The sequence below is a fragment of the Streptomyces sp. AMJ-169 genome (assembly GCF_055597585.1).
Map to the genome: position 1 here is coordinate 39318 of NZ_JBVLTJ010000018.1, position 16413 is coordinate 55730.

The 16413-nt window shown below is 71.6% G+C and carries 13 protein-coding genes, 1 tRNA gene and 1 pseudogene; 2 read left to right on the forward strand and 13 right to left on the reverse strand.

Annotated features, from left to right (window positions below):
* Positions 1–97: 97 nt before the first annotated feature.
* The 4 genes from ACYUD3_RS33560 to ACYUD3_RS33575 all read right to left on the reverse strand — a co-directional run bounded on the left by ACYUD3_RS33560 (position 98) and on the right by ACYUD3_RS33575 (position 3755).
* Complete coding sequence (locus ACYUD3_RS33560; protein WP_470978509.1) at positions 98–742, reverse strand: IclR family transcriptional regulator; 645 nt, start codon at positions 740–742, stop codon at positions 98–100.
* Between the two features lie 221 nt (positions 743–963).
* The gene (locus ACYUD3_RS33565; protein WP_470978512.1) at positions 964–2766 is read right to left on the reverse strand and encodes a DEAD/DEAH box helicase; all 1803 of its coding nucleotides are present in this window, start codon (positions 2764–2766) and stop codon (positions 964–966) included.
* Positions 2767–3165: 399 nt separating this feature from the next.
* The gene (locus ACYUD3_RS33570) at positions 3166–3540 is read right to left on the reverse strand and encodes a type II toxin-antitoxin system death-on-curing family toxin (RefSeq protein ID WP_470978515.1); all 375 of its coding nucleotides are present in this window, start codon (positions 3538–3540) and stop codon (positions 3166–3168) included.
* A complete protein-coding gene (locus ACYUD3_RS33575; protein ID WP_470978519.1) occupies positions 3537–3755 on the reverse strand; it encodes a hypothetical protein in 219 nt (72 codons plus the stop codon). Before ACYUD3_RS33575 ends, ACYUD3_RS33570 begins: the two co-directional genes overlap by 4 nt.
* A gap of 389 nt (positions 3756–4144) precedes the next feature.
* Between ACYUD3_RS33575 and ACYUD3_RS33580 the strand changes: the two genes are divergently transcribed.
* Positions 4145–4216, forward strand: a tRNA-Cys gene (locus ACYUD3_RS33580).
* 98 nt (positions 4217–4314) lie between these two features.
* On the opposite strand, the gene ACYUD3_RS33585 is transcribed toward ACYUD3_RS33580, so the two are convergent.
* The 7 genes and pseudogenes from ACYUD3_RS33585 to ACYUD3_RS33615 all read right to left on the reverse strand — a co-directional run bounded on the left by ACYUD3_RS33585 (position 4315) and on the right by ACYUD3_RS33615 (position 12240).
* A complete protein-coding gene (locus ACYUD3_RS33585) occupies positions 4315–5115 on the reverse strand; it encodes an SUKH-4 family immunity protein (RefSeq protein ID WP_470978735.1) in 801 nt (266 codons plus the stop codon).
* A gap of 3 nt (positions 5116–5118) precedes the next feature.
* Positions 5119–5736: pseudogene (locus ACYUD3_RS33590) on the reverse strand (SUKH-4 family immunity protein); the annotation flags it as partial.
* 421 nt (positions 5737–6157) lie between these two features.
* Complete coding sequence (locus ACYUD3_RS33595) at positions 6158–8455, reverse strand: xanthine dehydrogenase family protein molybdopterin-binding subunit (protein ID WP_470978522.1); 2298 nt, start codon at positions 8453–8455, stop codon at positions 6158–6160.
* Positions 8452–10071, reverse strand: coding sequence for a 2Fe-2S iron-sulfur cluster-binding protein (locus ACYUD3_RS33600; RefSeq protein WP_470978525.1), 1620 nt, complete (start codon positions 10069–10071; stop codon positions 8452–8454). Before ACYUD3_RS33600 ends, ACYUD3_RS33595 begins: the two co-directional genes overlap by 4 nt.
* Positions 10068–10961, reverse strand: a complete 894-nt coding sequence (locus ACYUD3_RS33605) for an FAD binding domain-containing protein (RefSeq protein WP_470978528.1) — start codon at positions 10959–10961, stop codon at positions 10068–10070. The genes ACYUD3_RS33600 and ACYUD3_RS33605 overlap by 4 nt, the downstream gene beginning before the upstream one ends.
* Positions 10962–11341: 380 nt before the next feature.
* Positions 11342–11632, reverse strand: a complete 291-nt coding sequence (locus ACYUD3_RS33610; protein WP_470978530.1) for a DUF3039 domain-containing protein — start codon at positions 11630–11632, stop codon at positions 11342–11344.
* Positions 11633–11661: 29 nt separating this feature from the next.
* Positions 11662–12240, reverse strand: coding sequence for a YqgE/AlgH family protein (locus ACYUD3_RS33615; RefSeq protein WP_470978533.1), 579 nt, complete (start codon positions 12238–12240; stop codon positions 11662–11664).
* 264 nt (positions 12241–12504) lie between these two features.
* On the opposite strand from ACYUD3_RS33615, the gene murA reads away from it, so the two are divergent.
* Complete coding sequence (gene murA / locus ACYUD3_RS33620) at positions 12505–13851, forward strand: UDP-N-acetylglucosamine 1-carboxyvinyltransferase (protein WP_470978536.1); 1347 nt, start codon at positions 12505–12507, stop codon at positions 13849–13851.
* A 115-nt stretch (positions 13852–13966) separates the two neighbouring features.
* On the opposite strand, the gene ACYUD3_RS33625 is transcribed toward murA, so the two are convergent.
* Positions 13967–14248 carry an HU family DNA-binding protein gene (locus ACYUD3_RS33625; RefSeq protein ID WP_005486790.1) on the reverse strand — a complete coding sequence of 94 codons (282 nt, stop codon included), beginning with the start codon at positions 14246–14248 and terminating at the stop codon, positions 13967–13969.
* A 344-nt stretch (positions 14249–14592) separates the two neighbouring features.
* Complete coding sequence (locus ACYUD3_RS33630) at positions 14593–16011, reverse strand: NAD-dependent malic enzyme (protein WP_470978540.1); 1419 nt, start codon at positions 16009–16011, stop codon at positions 14593–14595.
* Between the last annotated feature and the right edge of the window lie 402 nt (positions 16012–16413).

The following is a 16413-nucleotide window of genomic DNA, read 5'->3' on the forward strand; positions in this document are numbered from 1 at the left end:
CGTGCGGTGCTTCCGGTGCGCGGGTCGCTCACGAGGGGGCGCGCGGCGTTTCCGGTGCGCCGGCGTCGGCACGACCGCTCGCGCCGGCGTCGTACCGCTACCGCAGCGCCTCCGCCACTTCCCGGGCCGCGTCCACCACGCGCGGACCCACCCGTTCCGGTACCGCGTCCGCCAGCATCACCACGCCCACGCTGCCCTCGACGCCCGTGACGCCGAGGAGGGGGGCCGCCGCGCCGCTCGCGCCGGCCTCCAGTTCGCCGTGCATCAGGGTGAAACCCGGGTCGTCCCCTACGGGTCGGCGGCGGCCCGCGAGGATCGCCAGGCCGGCCGCGCCGCGGTCCAGGGGGTGACGGAAACCGGCGCGGTAGGCGACGTGGTAGTCCGTCCAGGTCGGCTCGACCACGGCCACCGCGAGCGCCTCCGCGCCGTCGACGAGGGTGAGATGGGCCGTCGCGCCTATGTCCTCCGCGAGCGAGCGCAGCGCCGGCAGCGCCGCCTCCCGGACCAGGGGGTGGACCTGGCGGCCGAGCCGCAGCACGCCGAGGCCGACCCTGGCCCGGCCGCCCAAGTCCCGGCGGACCAGGGCATGTTGTTCGAGGGTGGCGAGGAGGCGGTAGACGACCGTGCGGTTGACGCCGAGCCGGTTGGACAGCTCGGTGACGGTCAGCCCGTGGTCGGTGTCGGCCAGCAGCTTGAGGACCCTGAGGCCCCGGTCGAGCGTCTGGGAGGTCTCCGCGGTCACGACGCCCACTCCTTCGGGAACCAGAGGGGCCCGACGGGTGACGGACCTCGCGCACGGCTGCGCTCTGCGGCGGGCTCGCCACGATGCGTGTGCGTAGCGGGACAGTAACGGGGCAGGTTCGCTGAGCGGAAGACTCCGTCCAGAATCCGGTCAGTGACCGGTACGGACTGCTCGAATCTGCCCCGATACGCACGATGTGTCCCACGGCGGGCACACCGTTCTCACCGCATCCGGGTGGCCCACTCCTGGACCTTGGCGATCCGCTGCCGCAGCTGTCCGGCCGTCGCCTCCGCGCTCGGCGGTCCGCCGCAGACGCGGCGCAGCTCGGTGTGGATGACGCCGTGCGGCTTGCCGCTCTGGTGGGCGTACGCGCCGACCATCGTGTTGAGCTGCTTGCGCAGTTCCATCATCTCCTTGTGGGAGACGACCGGGCGCCGCTCGGCGGGCAGTTCCAGCAGGTCGGCCTCGGTGTCGGGGCGCTTCTTGCTGTGCGCGATCTGCTTCGCCTGGCGTTTTTGCAGCAGCAGCTGCACCTGGTCGGGTTCGAGGAGGCCGGGGATGCCGAGGTAGTCCTGCTCCTCCTCGCTGCCGGGGTGGGCCTGCATGCCGAACTCGGCGCCGTTGTACATGACCCGGTCGAAGACGGCCTCCGACTCCAGCGCCTCGAAGGCGAACTGCTCCTGCTCGCCGGTGTCCTCGTCCTGCTGCCGCTCCGCCTCCGCGAGGAGCTTGTCCTCCTCGGCGTAGGGGTCCTCCTCGCCGCCCTTCTTGGGCTTGTCGAGGACGTGGTCGCGCTCGACCTCCATCTCGTTGGCGAAGCCGAGGAGATCGGGGACGGTCGGCAGGAACACGGACGCGGTCTCGCCGCGCCGCCGCGACCGCACGAAACGGCCGACGGCCTGCGCGAAGAAGAGGGGCGTGGAGATGGTCGTCGCGTACACGCCGACGGCGAGGCGGGGGACGTCGACGCCCTCGGACACCATGCGGACGGCGACCATCCAGCGGTCGGCGTTGGCGCTGAACTCGTCGATGCGGTCGGAGGCGCCGGAGTCGTCGGACAGGACGACGGTCGCCTTGCTGCCGGTGATCTCCCGGATCAGCTTGGCGTACGCCCGCGCGGAGTCCTGGTCGGAGGCGATGACCAGGGCGCCGGCGTCCGGGATGCCCTTCCTGACCTCCGTGAGCCGCTGGTCGGCGGCGCGCAGCACGCTCGGCATCCACTCGCCGCGCGGATCCAGCGCCGTACGCCACGCCTGGCTGATCGCGTCCTTCGTCATCGGCTCGCCCAGGCGCGCGGCGATCTCGTCGCCGGCCTTCGTGCGCCAGCGCATGTTGCCGCTGTAGGAGAGGAAGATCACCGGGCGCACGACGTTGTCGGCGAGCGCCGAGCCGTAGCCGTACGTGTAGTCGGCGGAGGAGCGGCGGATGCCGTCATTGCCCTCCTCGTACGTGACGAAGGGGATGGGGTTGGTGTCGGAGCGGAAGGGGGTGCCGGTGAGGGCGAGGCGGCGGGTGGCCGGCTCGAACGCCTCCAGGCAGGCCTCGCCCCACGACTTGGAGTCGCCGGCGTGGTGGATCTCGTCCAGGATGACCAGCGTCTTGCGCTGCTCGCTGCGGTTGCGGTGCAGCATCGGGCGGACGCCGACACCCGCGTACGTCACGGCGACGCCGTCGTACTCGCGGCTCAGCGGGCCCGCGCTGTACTCCGGGTCCAGCTTGATGCCGATGCGGGCGGCGGCCTCGGCCCACTGCTTCTTCAGATGCTCGGTGGGGGCGACGACGGTGATCTGCTGCACGACATGGTGGTGCAGCAGCCATGACGCCAGCGTCAGCGCGAAGGTCGTCTTGCCCGCGCCGGGTGTGGCGACGGCCAGAAAGTCACGCGGCTGCTCCTGGATGTACTTCTCCATGGCCCCCTCCTGCCAGGCCCGCAGCTTGCTGGCGGTACCCCAAGGGGCCCGGCCGGGGAAGGCGGGCGACAGATGATGGGAGGCGGCGGGAGAGGAAGAGGCGGTGGTAGTCACGGTCTCCGGTTCGGGGCTGCTCGGCTACGTATGACAACCGGGCCACCTTACCGGCGGGGGGTGGGTGGAGGGGGGTTGCGGGGCGGGGGTGGGGGTGGGTGGGATTCACATCACAGGGGGCTTCGGTGGGGGTGCTGTTCAGAGGGGGCCGTTCAAAGGGGGGCACTCCTGCGGGGGTCCCGGTTTGCAGGGGGCGTTCCTGCAAGGGGTGCCGGCTCATGGGAGGGGGCCGGTTCCGCAGGGGGTGCCGCTCGCAGGGGGCTCGCCGGGGAGAGGTGCCGGTTCAAAGGGGCCGGTTTACAGGGGGGGCGTTCCCGCAAGGGGCGCCGGCTCATGGGAGAGGCCGGTTCCGCGGGGGGTGCCGGTTCACAGGAGGGTGTTCCCCCGCAGGGGGCCGGGTCACAGGAGTTTCAGGCGGTGGGCGATGGCGGGTACGTCGGCCAGGGTGCCGTCGGCTACCTCGATGACCAGGGTGTACGCGGAGTCCTGGTCGGTGTGGGTGAGGTCTGGTCCGTTGAGCTTGAGGAAGGTGGCCGCCGCGAGCCAGGCCGTGCGTTTGTTGCCGTCCACGAAGGGGTGGTCGGCGGCGAGGGCGTGCAGGAGGGCGGCGGCCTGTTCGTACAGCTCGGGGTAGGCGACGGTGCCGAGCATTCTGGCGCGGGGGCGGTGCACGGCGGAGACGAGCAGCCCGGGGTCACGGACTTCCGGCGCACTCCCGCCGAACGCGATCCGCGCGATCTCGGTGACCTCCCCGACGGCCAGGAACCTGCTCACTCCCCCAACCTCCGCAACAACTCCCCATGCGCCTCGGCCAACTCCCCCGCGACCGCCAGCACGGCTCCTTCTTCCTTGGCGATCCAGTGCCGCACGGCGTCGAGGATCACGTCTTCAACCTGCCGGTCGGTCGCGTCTGCCAGGTCTTCGAGGGGGCGGCGTAGGTCTGGGGGGAGGGGGAGGTCTGGGGGGAGGGGGAGGTGGAGGTGGTTCATGGGGTGAGGGTAGGGGGAGGGGTGGTGGGGGGCGAGGGGGTTTCGGCTGCTTGGGGGTGGGGGTGAGGGGATCTGGGCTGTTCAGGGGTGGCGGGGAGCGAGGGGCGGAGGCGAGGGGATCCGGGCTGCTCAGGAGGCGGCGGGGCGCGAGGGGCGGGGGTTTTGCTGGGTGGGTGGCTGGGGGTGCGTTGTAGTTGCTCGTGTTCATGCGGTGGAGCCGTACGTGGGTCTCGTCCCGCGTCCCTCCCCTCGCGGCGCCCTCCCCCGTTCATGAACGCCGTATGGCAGTCCCATTGCAGCCCCGGCCCGCCTCTTGAGTGCCCTCCCGACCCCGGCTTACGGTCAGTGCACCAAGTCCGGCCGGGAGCGAATCTCCGGCCGAACGACCTGGCCGTGTGCCCGAGTGGCTTAGGGGCTCGCCTGCAAAGCGAGTTACGTGGGTTCAATTCCCGCCACGGCCTCTGGCACCTCAGCTTTACGAGGTGTACGGGGCTTACGAAGGCCGATCATCTTCCGGTGATCGGCCTTCTCCGTTCCCGCCCTCGGCTGTCCTCTCCCCCTACGCGTACAGCGCCCCGCCCGACCCGGCCCCGAACGCCCCCTGCCAGTACGGGAGTTCATCGGTCCCCGACGATACCGCTATCCGGTCCACCGAGGCCAGCGTGTGGGACATGGCCGCCGCCAGCTGGTCGTAGACCTCCGTCAGGGCGTGGGCCGCGTCCAGTGTGCGTTCTCTGTGGATCAGCCACAGCGTGAACGCCAGCGTGGAGATGTCGGCGTTCAGCGGGCGCGGGCTGCGCTCGCCCTGGGTCCAGGAGAGGACCGCGCCGGTGCGGGCGTTCAGGAGGAGGCTGGTGTTCTCCAGGAGGTCGCCCAGGCGGATCAGGTCGGCGGGGGTGTCGGGGGCGGCGCTTTCGAAGAGGGGCCGCTCGTAGGGGGCGTCCTCGAAGGGCTCGTCCTCGAAGAGGGAGTTCTCAGAGCGCCGCACCTCAAAGCGCCGCACCTCAAAGCGCCGCGCCTCAAAGCGCCGCGCCTCGGCGAGCGGGGCCACAGAAAGCGGGGCCTCAGAAAGTCGCACCTCCGCAAGCGGGACCTCAACAAGCGGCGCCTCGGCGAGCGGGCTCCCAGAGAACAGGCCCTCGCTGACCGGCCCCTCATAGCCCAGCCCCTCGCTGACCAACCCCCCATAAGCCAGGCCCTCGTAGGCCAACTCCCCGTGGGTCAGCTCTTCGTAGGCCAACTCCTCTCGGGCCAACTCCCCGTGGGCCAGCCCTTCATGGCCAAGTCCCTCGTCAACCAACCCCGCACAGCCCAGCCCCTCGTCAACCAACCCCTCATAGGTCAGCCCCGCACAAGCCACCCCCTCGTCCTCGCAGTACTCCCCCAACGTCCTCAACGGCGCGTCCAGATCCAGCCTGAACCACCTCGCCCGCTCCGGCAGCCCCACCGCCGTCAGGAAGCGGCGGGTCGGAACGTGGGTGAGGGTCGCCGGGAGGTCCGTCTCCTCGAAGCGGACGATCGCGCCGCGCCCGTACTCCTCGTCCAGGAGGCGGACCGGGAGGTCGAGGGCGAGGCCCGACGCCGTGCCGGGGCCGGCGATCAGGGAGAGCGGGCGGATCACCGCCGCCGTACGCCAGTGGCGCGGAACCTCGCCGTCCGCCCCCGCCTCGTACAGCGCCAGCAGGCGCCGCGCCGCCTCCGCCGCCGTCTCCGGACCGAAGCGGCTCGCGTAGCAGGCGAACTGTCCGCGCAGAGCCGCCAGTTCGTCCGCCGCCGTCGCGAAGCGGACCAGCTTCTCCAGGGCCGGGGCCGAGGGGCGGAGGTCCGCCGGGTCCTGGCGGAGGGCCTCGAAAGTCACCAGGGCGCCCACCCCGGGCAGACCCGGGCCCGTCAGCCAGCGGCGCGCCGGCGCGTGGGTCAGGTACGGGTCGAGGGCGCCCTCGGTGAGCGTGATCGTCTTCTCCTGCGCCGCTGTCCTCATCCGTCCGTCCCCCATAACCGTCTCGTCAACTGCCTCGCCGTCCACCGCCCGTCGGGCCGCGCATCCCCCGCCGCCCCACTGCCCAAAACACTACGCGCCACCACTGACAACGCCCCGCCACCAGCGAAAACGCCCACCGAGCCGCCGAGCCGACACGAGCCCCGGCGCCAGACCGAGACCGCGACAAGCCCGTACAGAGCCCGTCGGCTGACAAGCCCCGCTACCGACAGAACGTCACAACACCGCCGCCAGTTCCCGATTCACCGAAATCACCTCAACCGTCTCCGCGCCGGCACCACATACGGCGGGCGCGCACGGATCATCGCAATGCACGGCTCCAACTCCTCGCCGCACACGTACTCCTGGCGCCCGGAACACTCCGGGCCCGAACAACACGGCTACCCGGTCACCAAGAACACGCCTACTGCGTCACCACAGCCGCCTGCGGACGAATAGGCAGCCGGTTCACCGGCCGCCCCGTCGCCGCCCGCACAGCCGACGCCACCGCCGCAGGCGACGTCACGACCGGCACCGCGCTGGCCGCCTTCGCCCCGAAGGGCGCGACGACGTCCCGCTCCTCCACCAGACGCACGATCTGGATGTCGGGAGCGTCCAGGGCCGTCGGAAGGGCGTACCCCGTCAGGTCGGGATGGCGCAGCAACCCGCGCGGGGTGCGCAGATTCTCCGTCAGCGCTATGCCGACCCCCTGGGTGACGCCCGCCTCGATCCGCGCGGCGAGCTGCGCGGGGTTGAGGACGCGGCCGACGTCCTGGGCGACGGCCAGTTCGACCACGCGCACGGACCCCAGCTCGATGTCGACGTCGACGACCGCGCGGATCGCGCAGAACGCGAGCCCCACGAAGGCGTCGCCCTGGCCGGCGGCGTCCAGGGGCTCGGTGGGGTGCGGGCGGCACTGGGCGGTCGCCCACAGCTCCTTGCCGTGCAGTTCCTCCGCGACGGTCGTCGACAGGACACCGTCGTACGAGGTGATCTTGCCGTCGGTGATCTGGAGCAGTTCCGTGGACATGCCGAACTTGTGCGCCAGGGGCTGTAGCAGCTGCGTGCGGACCATCTTGGCGGCCCGTTCGACGGCGCCGCCTGATACCCAGGTATGACGGCCACGGCAGCCCGCGCCCGCGGGAGGCTGATCGGTGTCCACAGGGGCGACGTGGACCTCGTCGACGCCCAGGGTCTCCTGGACGATCTGGCGGGCCAGGGTCGTGAAGCCCTGGCCGGTCTCGACCGCCGCGCACAGGACGGTCGCGACGCCGCCCTGGACCTTCACGGTGGCCGTAGAGACCTCGTCGGCGCCCTCGGCGCCCAGCATGTGCACCATGCCGAGGCCGTAGCCGACGCCCCGGCGGATCGCTCCGGGCTCGCCCGCGCCCTCGGGGCCGCCGGGGAGCAGCCATTCGTCCTCGGGGGTGTCTTTGGGCAGCGGCGGCAGGGGGTGTTCCTGGACGGCCTGGAGGAGCTCCGCGACGGGCGCGGGGCAGGTGACCGTCTGGCCGGTGGGCAGGACGTCCCCGGTGGCCATGGCGTTGCGCAGGCGCAGTTCCGCGGGGTCGGCGCCGAGCTTCTTGGCGAGCTTGTCCATCTGCGCCTCGTAGGCCGCGCAGACCTGCATGGCGCCCTCGCCGCGGACATGGCCGGAGGGCGGGTTGTTGGTGCGTACCGCCCAGCCCTCGATGAAGGCGTTAGGAACGACGTAGGGGCCGCAGGCGAAGGACACGGCGGCGGCCAGGGCCTCGGCGGACGTGTCGGCGTACGCGCCCGCGTCGAGGAGGATCTGGGCCTCGACCTTCACCAGGCGGCCCTCGGCGTCCGCGTGGTGGCGGTAGCGCAGCAGGGTGGGGTGGCGGTGGACGTGGCCGAGGAAGGACTCCTCGCGCGTGGCGGTGAGTTTCACCGGGCAGCCGGTCTTCAGCGCGAGCAGCCCGAGCGGGAGCTGGAAGCTCTGGTCCTCGCGGTCGGCGGTGGCCCCGGGGACGCCGGTGACGACGACCTTCACCAGTTCGGGGGGCAGCCCGTAGACGGCGGCGGCGATGTCCCGGTCGGTGTGCGGGTCGGTGGAGGCCAGGTACAGCTCCACGCCGCCGTCGGGGCGCGGTACGGCGAGGCCGGCCTCGGCGCCGATGGGGGCGGGGTCCGCGCGGCCGATGCGGTACTGGCCCTCGACGACGATCTCGCCGACCGCGTCGGGGTCGCCGTGGCTGAGCGGAATGTGCCGGATCAGGTTGCCGTCGGGGTGCAACGGCTCGGCCTCGAAGGCGAGTTCGGGGTCGATGACGGGGTCGAGGACCTCGTACTCGACGATGACGGCGGCGGCGGCCATCCGCGCGGTGTCCGGGTGGTCGGCGGCGACGGCGGCGAGCGGCTCCCCGTGGTGGCGCACGACCTCGGAGGCGAACACCGGGCGGTCGAGGGGGCCCCGGCCGTGGCGCGGGCTCCCGGGGACGTCCTCATGGGTGACGACGGCCCGTACGCCGGGCATCTCGCGCGCGTGGGAGGTGTCGATGGAGACGATCCGCGCGCGCGGGTGCGGCGAGCGCAGGACGGCCGCCCACAGCAGGCCCTCGGCCCACAGGTCGGCGGCGTAGGGGAAGGTGCCCTCGGTCTTCGCGCGCGAGTCGGCGGCCGGCATCGACCAGCCCAGCCCGTGCGGGGTCGGCTCGGGGCCGGGTACGGGCTCGTCGGCGGCCAAGGTCTCGCTGCTCATCCCTGGCTCCCGTCCTGCCCGTACCGCTGGTCCGGTCCGCCGTGCGGGCCCGGGTCGAAGACCGACTGCTCGCCGCTCGCCTGGTGCGGGATGCGCGCCTCGTCGCCGTCCTCGGCGGCCTGCGCCTCGCGTTCGGCGACGACCTCCTTGACGGCCTCGACGACGCCCCGGTAGCCGGAGCAGCGGCACAGGTTGCCGCACAGCGCCTGGCGGGTCTCCCGTTCGGTGGGCGCCGGGTTGCCCTCCAGGAGGTCGTGCACGGTCATCGCCATGCCGGGCACGCAGAACCCGCACTGCACGGCGCCGCACCGCGCGAGCGCGCGCTGGACGTCGGAGGGCTGTCCGTCGACGGCGAGCCCTTCGACCGTGCGGATCTCGCTGCCGGCGGTCGTCACGGCGGGCACCAGGCAGGACGCGACGAGCCGTCCGTCGACCTGCACGTTGCACGCGCCGCACTCGCCCTGCGAGCAGCCGTCCTTGGCGCCCGCGAGGCCGAGCCGCTCGCGCAGGACGTACAGCAGCGACTCGCCGATCCAGGCGTCGGTGACGGGCCGTTCGGTGCCGTTGACGCTCAACGCGTAGGAGGCGAGGGGGTGTTCGTCGTGCGGCGGGGGGAACTCCTGCGGCGCGCCGGGTTCCGCGGCGTCCGCCGCGCCGGTGCCGTCGTCCGGCTCACCGGACCCCGGAGCCTCCTGCGCCTCTCCAGCGGCCTCGACGGCCTCCGGAGCACCTTCGACCCCTTCGGCGGCTTCCGGGGCGCCTGAGGCGGCTTCCAGGGCCTGCGGCGGGGTCTCGTACGGAGGTTCGGCCGGCGCTTCCGTCCCGGCGGGCTCGTGCGGGGCGGTGACGGCGGTGAGGCGGCCGATGGCGGCGGACGCGGCGTCGGGGCCGGCCTCCGCGGGCTCCTCGGCGGCGCCGGGCGTGTCGTCCGGGTGGCCCGGCGCACCGGCGGGCTCGGGCAGTTCCGCCCCGGCCAGGTCGGCGCCGTGGCCGGTGACTTCGGGGTGAGCGATCTCGGGGAGTTCGACGGCGTACCCCGCGTGCTCCCCGGCGTGTCCGTACGTCTCCTGCGCCGCGCCGTGGTGCAGTCCGCGGCCGTCGGTGTCCTCGGCGAACTGGTTCTGGCCGCCCCAGCTGTCCTGGGTCGCCCAGGGCGCGGACGCGCCGCCGGGGAGGGTGGCCGGAGGGTTGGTGCCCCACTGCTCGACCAGCGCGGACGCGGTGAACTCGCCGGATTCGTCCGGGAGTTCACCGCCGGCGACAGGGATCGACCACTGGCCGGTGACGTCGTGCCCGGGAGTCTGCGCGGGCTCTTCGTAGGTCCACTGCCCGGTGCCGTCGGCGTACGTGAAGCGGTCGTCGGCGGCGGGCCATTGGGTGCCGTGCGCCGGGGTGGACCAGGTGTCCGCGTGGGGGGCCTGCTCGATGGGCGGGGGGACGTAGCCGTGGCCGGGGGCGGCGAGGGGGTCACCGGCGAGGAGTGCGTCGATGCCGCCCTCGGGGAGCGTGACGAAGGCGGTGGCGCCGTCGTCGTACTCGCCCTGGGGCAGCGGGTTCCAGCGGCTGCCGCCCGGGGGTGTGCCGTGGTCCTGCCGCCCGTGCTGCTCGTCGGTCATGACAGCGCCCTCCCCAGTGCTCGTCGGGCCAGTGCGGCGACCGTGCGCCGCAGATGCAGTACGGCGGGCGGCAAGGGGGCGACGGTGCCGTCCGCCTCGGGGACCGGGTCGGGGATGCAGGCCGCCGCGACGTACTCGCCGAAGGCGGTCAGCGCCTCGGGGACGAGCCTGCGGCTGTTGTCCCAGTCGATGAGCCGGGCGACCCACTGCTCGGCGTCCAGGGGACGCAGCGGCATGGGCGCTATGGCGCCGACGGCGCACCGTACTCCGCGCCGGGCGGGGTCGAGGACCAGGGCGACGGAGGCGACCGCACGGCCGGGTCCGGTGCGCCCAGTCGCCTTGAGGAAGACCTGGGGGGCGTGCAGCAGGGGTACGCGCACGTAGCCGATGAGTTCGCCGCCGCGCAGCATCTCCATGCCGGCCAGCAGGTGGGAGACGGGGACCTCGCGGCGGGCGCCGTCGGGGCCCGCGACGACCAGGGTCGCCTCCAGGGCGGCGAGCACGGGGAGCGCGTCCCCGGTGGGGGCGGCGGTGGCGATGTTGCCGCCCAGGGTGCCCGCGTTGCGGATCTGCGGGGGGCCCGCCGCGCGCGCGGAGGCGGCGAGGGCGGGGATGAGGGCGGCGAAGTCGGGGCGGCCCATGCGCGCGTGCGTGAGGCCCGCGCCGAGGAGGGCGTGTCCGTCCTGGTACTGCCAGCCGCGGATCTCGCTGATGCGGCCGAGGCCGACCAGGGCCGCGGGCCTGAGCTGGCCGGAGTTGACGGCCGCCATGAGGTCGGTGCCGCCGGCCACGGGGACGGCGGCCGGCAGGGCCGCGAGGGCCGCCACCGCCTCGTCCAGCGTCGTGGGCAGCACGACGGACTGCGCCGCGTGCGGTGCGTGCGTGGTCAAACCGGCTGCCCCTTCCCGCTGCCCCACCTAGTCCCACCTGCCTGCGCCGTACGGTACGTGCCGACAGGGCGGACGTGGCAACTCTGGCACATGTTCCGGGCACCCGAAGACAGGGGTCCACTAGGAGGCATTCGCCCACCTCATCGGGGAGATGAGGCGCTTACGAGCGGCATGACCGGAGTGCTCGAATTGCCACTCTTCGGTGACACTTGGGATGTTTTCCGCTTACCAGTTCAGCGCAAGCCGGTTACCACTTCGGCGCAACTCCCGCGCGGACGACGCCACACGACACGAAAACCCCCGGTACGCCGGTGGGACCGGCGCCCGGAGGTGTCGCGAGAACAAGCTCTATGGGCAGCGGAGAAGCCTTGGAGGGAGGCCTACTTGCCGCCCTTGTCCCCGTCTTTGTCGTCCCCGGACCCCATGGACTCGTAGATCTCCTTGCACATGGGACACACCGGGTACTTCTTGGGATCGCGGCCCGGCACCCACACCTTGCCGCAGAGCGCGACGACGGGCGTCCCGTCGAGGGCGCTCGCCATGATCTTGTCCTTCTGGACGTAGTGCGCGAACCGCTCGTGGTCGCCGTCGCCGTGCGACACCTGCGGCGTCGGCTCCACAAGGGTTCCCGTACCGGTGCCGCGCTCGGGTTCGGGTTCGAGAGTGCTCATGAACTCCAGGGTACTGAAGCTCACACGCCTCAGTTGAGCGAAGGGTCGTCCGGGTACGTGGCCACCATCGCCAGCTCGCTGCGCTGGCGCCGCAGCACCTCCCGCCACAGCCGCTCGGGCGCCGGCGAGGACACGTCCCCGGGTTCGGACTCGACGACGTACCAGGCGCCGTCCCCCAGCTCGTCCTCCAGCTGTCCGGGGCCCCAGCCCGCGTACCCCGCGAAGATGCGCAGGGAGCCCAGGGAGCGCGCCAGGAGCTCGGGCGGGGTCTCCAGGTCGACGAGGCCGATCGCGCCGTGCACGCGCCGCCAGCCGAGCGGGGCGCGTTCCCCCGAGGCGGAGGCGCCGCCCGGGATGACGGCGACGCCGAGCGCGGAGTCCAGGGAGACCGGGCCGCCCTGGAAGACGACCCCGGGTTCACCGGCGAGTTCGGCCCAGCCCTCCAGGATGTCGCCGACGCCCACCGGGGTCGGTCTGTTGAGGACGACCCCTAGGGAGCCCTCCTCGTCGTGGTCGAGGAGAAGCACCACCGCGCGGTCGAAGTTCGGGTCCGCCAGGGCGGGTGTTGCCACGAGCAGCCGCCCTGTGAGCGAGGACACCTCGGTCATGCCTGACATGATCCCGCATCTTCGCGGCGGGCGGGGAGCCAATGGACGTGAACCGGAAGCGGACCGAAAAAGGCAGCTCCGGGCGCGATCGGGGCACCATACGCGCGCATAGCTGTTCATGACCGCTCGTGTCCGGTGAGGCACCGTTCGTGTTGTGACACATCTATGACCGTCCTGAGCGCTTCCCGTGCTGACAGGCAGGGGGTGAACGGCGATTACCCTTTCCCTTCTGGCCCCTGACCCACCCCACGGAACGCGAGATACATGACCGTCAACGGCTCTGACGACGTACTGGTTGTCCACGGCGGAACCCCGCTGGAGGGCGAGATCCGGGTCCGCGGTGCGAAGAACCTCGTACCCAAGGCCATGGTCGCCGCCCTGCTGGGCAGCGAGCCGAGCCGGCTGCGCAATGTGCCGGACATCCGCGACGTGCGGGTCGTACGCGGGCTGCTCCAGCTGCACGGGGTGACGGTCCGTCCGGGTGAGGAGCCCGGCGAGCTGGTCATGGACCCGACCTACGTGGAGAGCGCCAACGTCGCCGACATCGACGCGCACGCGGGCTCCAGCCGTATCCCGATCCTGTTCTGCGGGCCGCTGCTGCACCGCCTGGGGCACGCGTTCATCCCGGGGCTCGGCGGCTGCGACATCGGCGGCCGGCCGATCGACTTCCACTTCGACGTGCTGCGCCAGTTCGGCGCGACGATCGAGAAGCGCGCGGACGGCCAGTACCTGGAGGCCCCCAAGGGGCTGCGCGGTACGAAGATACGGCTGCCCTACCCGTCGGTCGGCGCGACCGAGCAGGTGCTGCTGACGGCCGTCCTCGCCGAGGGCGTCACCGAGCTGTCCAACGCGGCCGTGGAGCCCGAGATCGAGGATCTCATCTGCGTGCTCCAGAAGATGGGCGCGATCATCGCCCTGGACACCGACCGCACGATCCGCATCACCGGCGTCGACAAGCTCGGCGGCTACACCCACGCGGCCCTCTCGGACCGCCTGGAGGCCGCCTCGTGGGCTTCCGCGGCGCTGGCGACCAACGGGAACATCTACGTCCGCGGCGCCCAGCAGCGCTCGATGATGACGTTCCTGAACACCTACCGCAAGGTCGGCGGCGCCTTCGCGATCGACGACGAGGGCATCCGCTTCTGGCACCCCGGCGGCCTGCTCAAGTCGATCGCCCTGGAGACGGACGTCCACCCGGGCTTCCAGACCGACTGGCAGCAGCCCCTGGTCGTCGCGCTCACCCAGGCGACCGGCCTGTCGATCATCCATGAGACGGTCTACGAGTCCCGCCTGGGCTTCACCTCCGCGCTCAACCAGATGGGCGCCCACATCCAGCTCTACCGCGAGTGCCTGGGCGGCTCCGACTGCCGCTTCGGCCAGCGCAACTTCCTGCACTCCGCGGTCGTCTCGGGCCCCACGAAGCTCCAGGGCGCCGACCTGGTCATCCCCGACCTGCGCGGCGGCTTCTCCTACCTGATCGCGGCCCTGGCCGCCGAGGGCACCTCCCGCGTCCACGGCATCGACCTGATCAACCGCGGCTACGAGAACTTCATGGAGAAGCTGGTCGAGCTCGGAGCGAAGGTGGAACTCCCGGGGAAGGCGCTCGGCTAAAGAAGAAAAGCTTTTCTCTTACGACGATGGGGCGGCCCCCCGTGAAAAGGGGGCCGCCCCATCGTCGTAAGAAAAGCGCCCCTTATGCAGGGGCGCGATGCTCTCGTCAGAGCGACTACTTACCCTTGGCCGCTTCCTTGAGCTTGCTGCCCGCGGAGACCTTCACGCTGTACCCGGCCGGGATCTGGATGGGGTCGCCGGTCTGCGGGTTGCGCGCGGTGCGAGCGGCACGGTGGGTGCGCTCGAAGGTCAGGAAGCCGGGGATGGTGACCTTCTCATCGCCCTTGGCGACGATGTCACCGACGACCTCGGCGAACGCGGCCAGCACGGCGTCGGCGTCCTTGCGGGTCACTTCGGCGCGGTCGGCCAGCGCGGCCACCAGCTCACTGCGGTTCATGTTGTTACTCCCGTGTTCTTCTTGCTGTTGGGGCGTGTCCTGCGGCGAAGCCGCCGAGCACAGCGAAGCCGAAACGCTCGCGCCCGAGTCGCATCCTGCCCCTACCGGCGGCGGGAAAGCCAATCCGGCACCCCTCCAAGGCGCCGTAGCACCCTAGGGAGTCACACGAATAGCGCTGCGCGGCCGCAACCTTAGGGCGGGCCCGGCGCACGCCGCTTTCACGACGCGCCGGTCACTGGGCGTGGCAAGTCTCACAGCAGAGGCACCGGCAAGGCGCCGACAAGGCCCGAAAACCCTGTCGGCGTACCGTTCCTCCACCCCCCGTTCAAGCGTTTTAAAGCGCTTTAGGACGCCGAGGCGCCGGCCGCCTTCGCGGCATCCCGCACCGCACCCGCGACCGCGCCCGCGACCTTGTCGTTGAAGACGCTGGGAATGATGTAGTTCGGGTTCAGCTCACCCTCGGAGACCACGTCGGCCAGCGCCTTCGCGGCGGCCAGCATCATCTCCGTGTTGACCGTGCGCGACTGCGCGTCCAGCAGACCGCGGAAGACACCCGGGAAGACCAGCACGTTGTTGATCTGGTTGGGGAAGTCCGAGCGGCCCGTGGCGACGACGGCCGCCGTCTGGCGGGCCACCGCCGGGTCGACCTCCGGGTCGGGGTTCGCGAGCGCGAAGACGATCGCGCCGTCCGCCATGGCGGCCACGTCGTCGCCGTCCAGGACGTTCGGGGCCGAGACACCGATGAAGACGTCCGCGCCGCGCACAGCCTCCTTCAGGGTGCCCGTGAGGCCCTCGTGGTTGGTGTTGTCGGCGATCCAGCGCAGCGGCGAGTCGGCGGAGGCGTCCACCAGGTCCTCGCGGGCGGCGTGCACCACACCGTGGATGTCGGCCACGACGGCGTCCTTGACGCCCGCGGCCAGCAGCAGCTTCAGGATCGCCGTACCGGCCGCGCCCGCGCCCGACATGACGACCTTCACCTGTGCGATGTCCTTGCCGACGACGCGCAGGGCGTTCGTCAGGGCGGCCAGGACGACGATGGCGGTGCCGTGCTGGTCGTCGTGGAACACCGGGATGTCCAGGGCCTCGCGCAGCCGGGCCTCGATCTCGAAGCAGCGCGGCGCGGAGATGTCCTCCAGGTTGATGCCGGCGAAGCCCGGGGCGATCGCCTTGACGATCTCCACGATCGCGTCCGTGTCCTGCGTGTCCAGGCACAGCGGCCACGCGTCGATGCCCGCGAACCGCTTGAACAGGGCCGCCTTGCCCTCCATCACCGGCAGCGCCGCCTTGGGGCCGATGTTGCCCAGGCCCAGCACCGCGGAGCCGTCCGTGACGACCGCGACGGAGTTGCGCTTGATGGTGAGGCGGCGGGCGTCCTCGGGGTTCTCGGCGATCGCCATGCACACGCGCGCCACACCCGGCGTGTAGATCATCGAGAGGTCGTCACGGTTGCGGATGGGGTGCTTCGACTGCATCTCGATCTTGCCGCCGAGGTGCATCAGGAACGTACGGTCGGAGACCTTGCCGAGGGTGACGCCCTCGATGCCGCGGAGCTTCTCGACGATCTCGTCGGCGTGGTTCGTCGACGTCGCCGCGATCGTGACGTCGATACGGAGCTTCTCGTGGCCGGAAGCGGTCACGTCGAGGCCCGTCACCGAGCCCCCGGAGGACTCCACGGCGGTGGTGAGGGCCGAGACCGCGGTCCCGCTGGCCGGCACCTCCAGCCGGATCGTCATCGAGTAGGAGACGCTGGGCGCCGTTGCCATGGCCGACTTCCTCTTTCACCGTGAGGCTGAATGTGCTGTCCGATCGTCGCACCTACCGCCCGGTAGGCGTTAGCCGGGGCTGAATTGCGAACCTTTTGTTCATGACGAGAAGAGGCCCACGCCATGTCCTGGCGTGGGCCTCTTCCCTACGTCTGTGACACCGACCCGCCATGCTCGCCTCGCGGCAAGTGGTCGCTCGTGGCGACGAAGGTTGGGCCCGGGGGCTTGGATCGAGCCGGTGTCACAGCAAGGCTAACAAACGGACGGCGACGAACCATTCCTGTCGCCGGAGTTCACAGCAAAACCGCAGCCATGACAGGTCAAAACCGGCCTTTGCCAGCGGCACGGGACGACCCACGAGAACTGGCCACCGGGGGGGGGAGGGATGTCAGCGCAGTCATG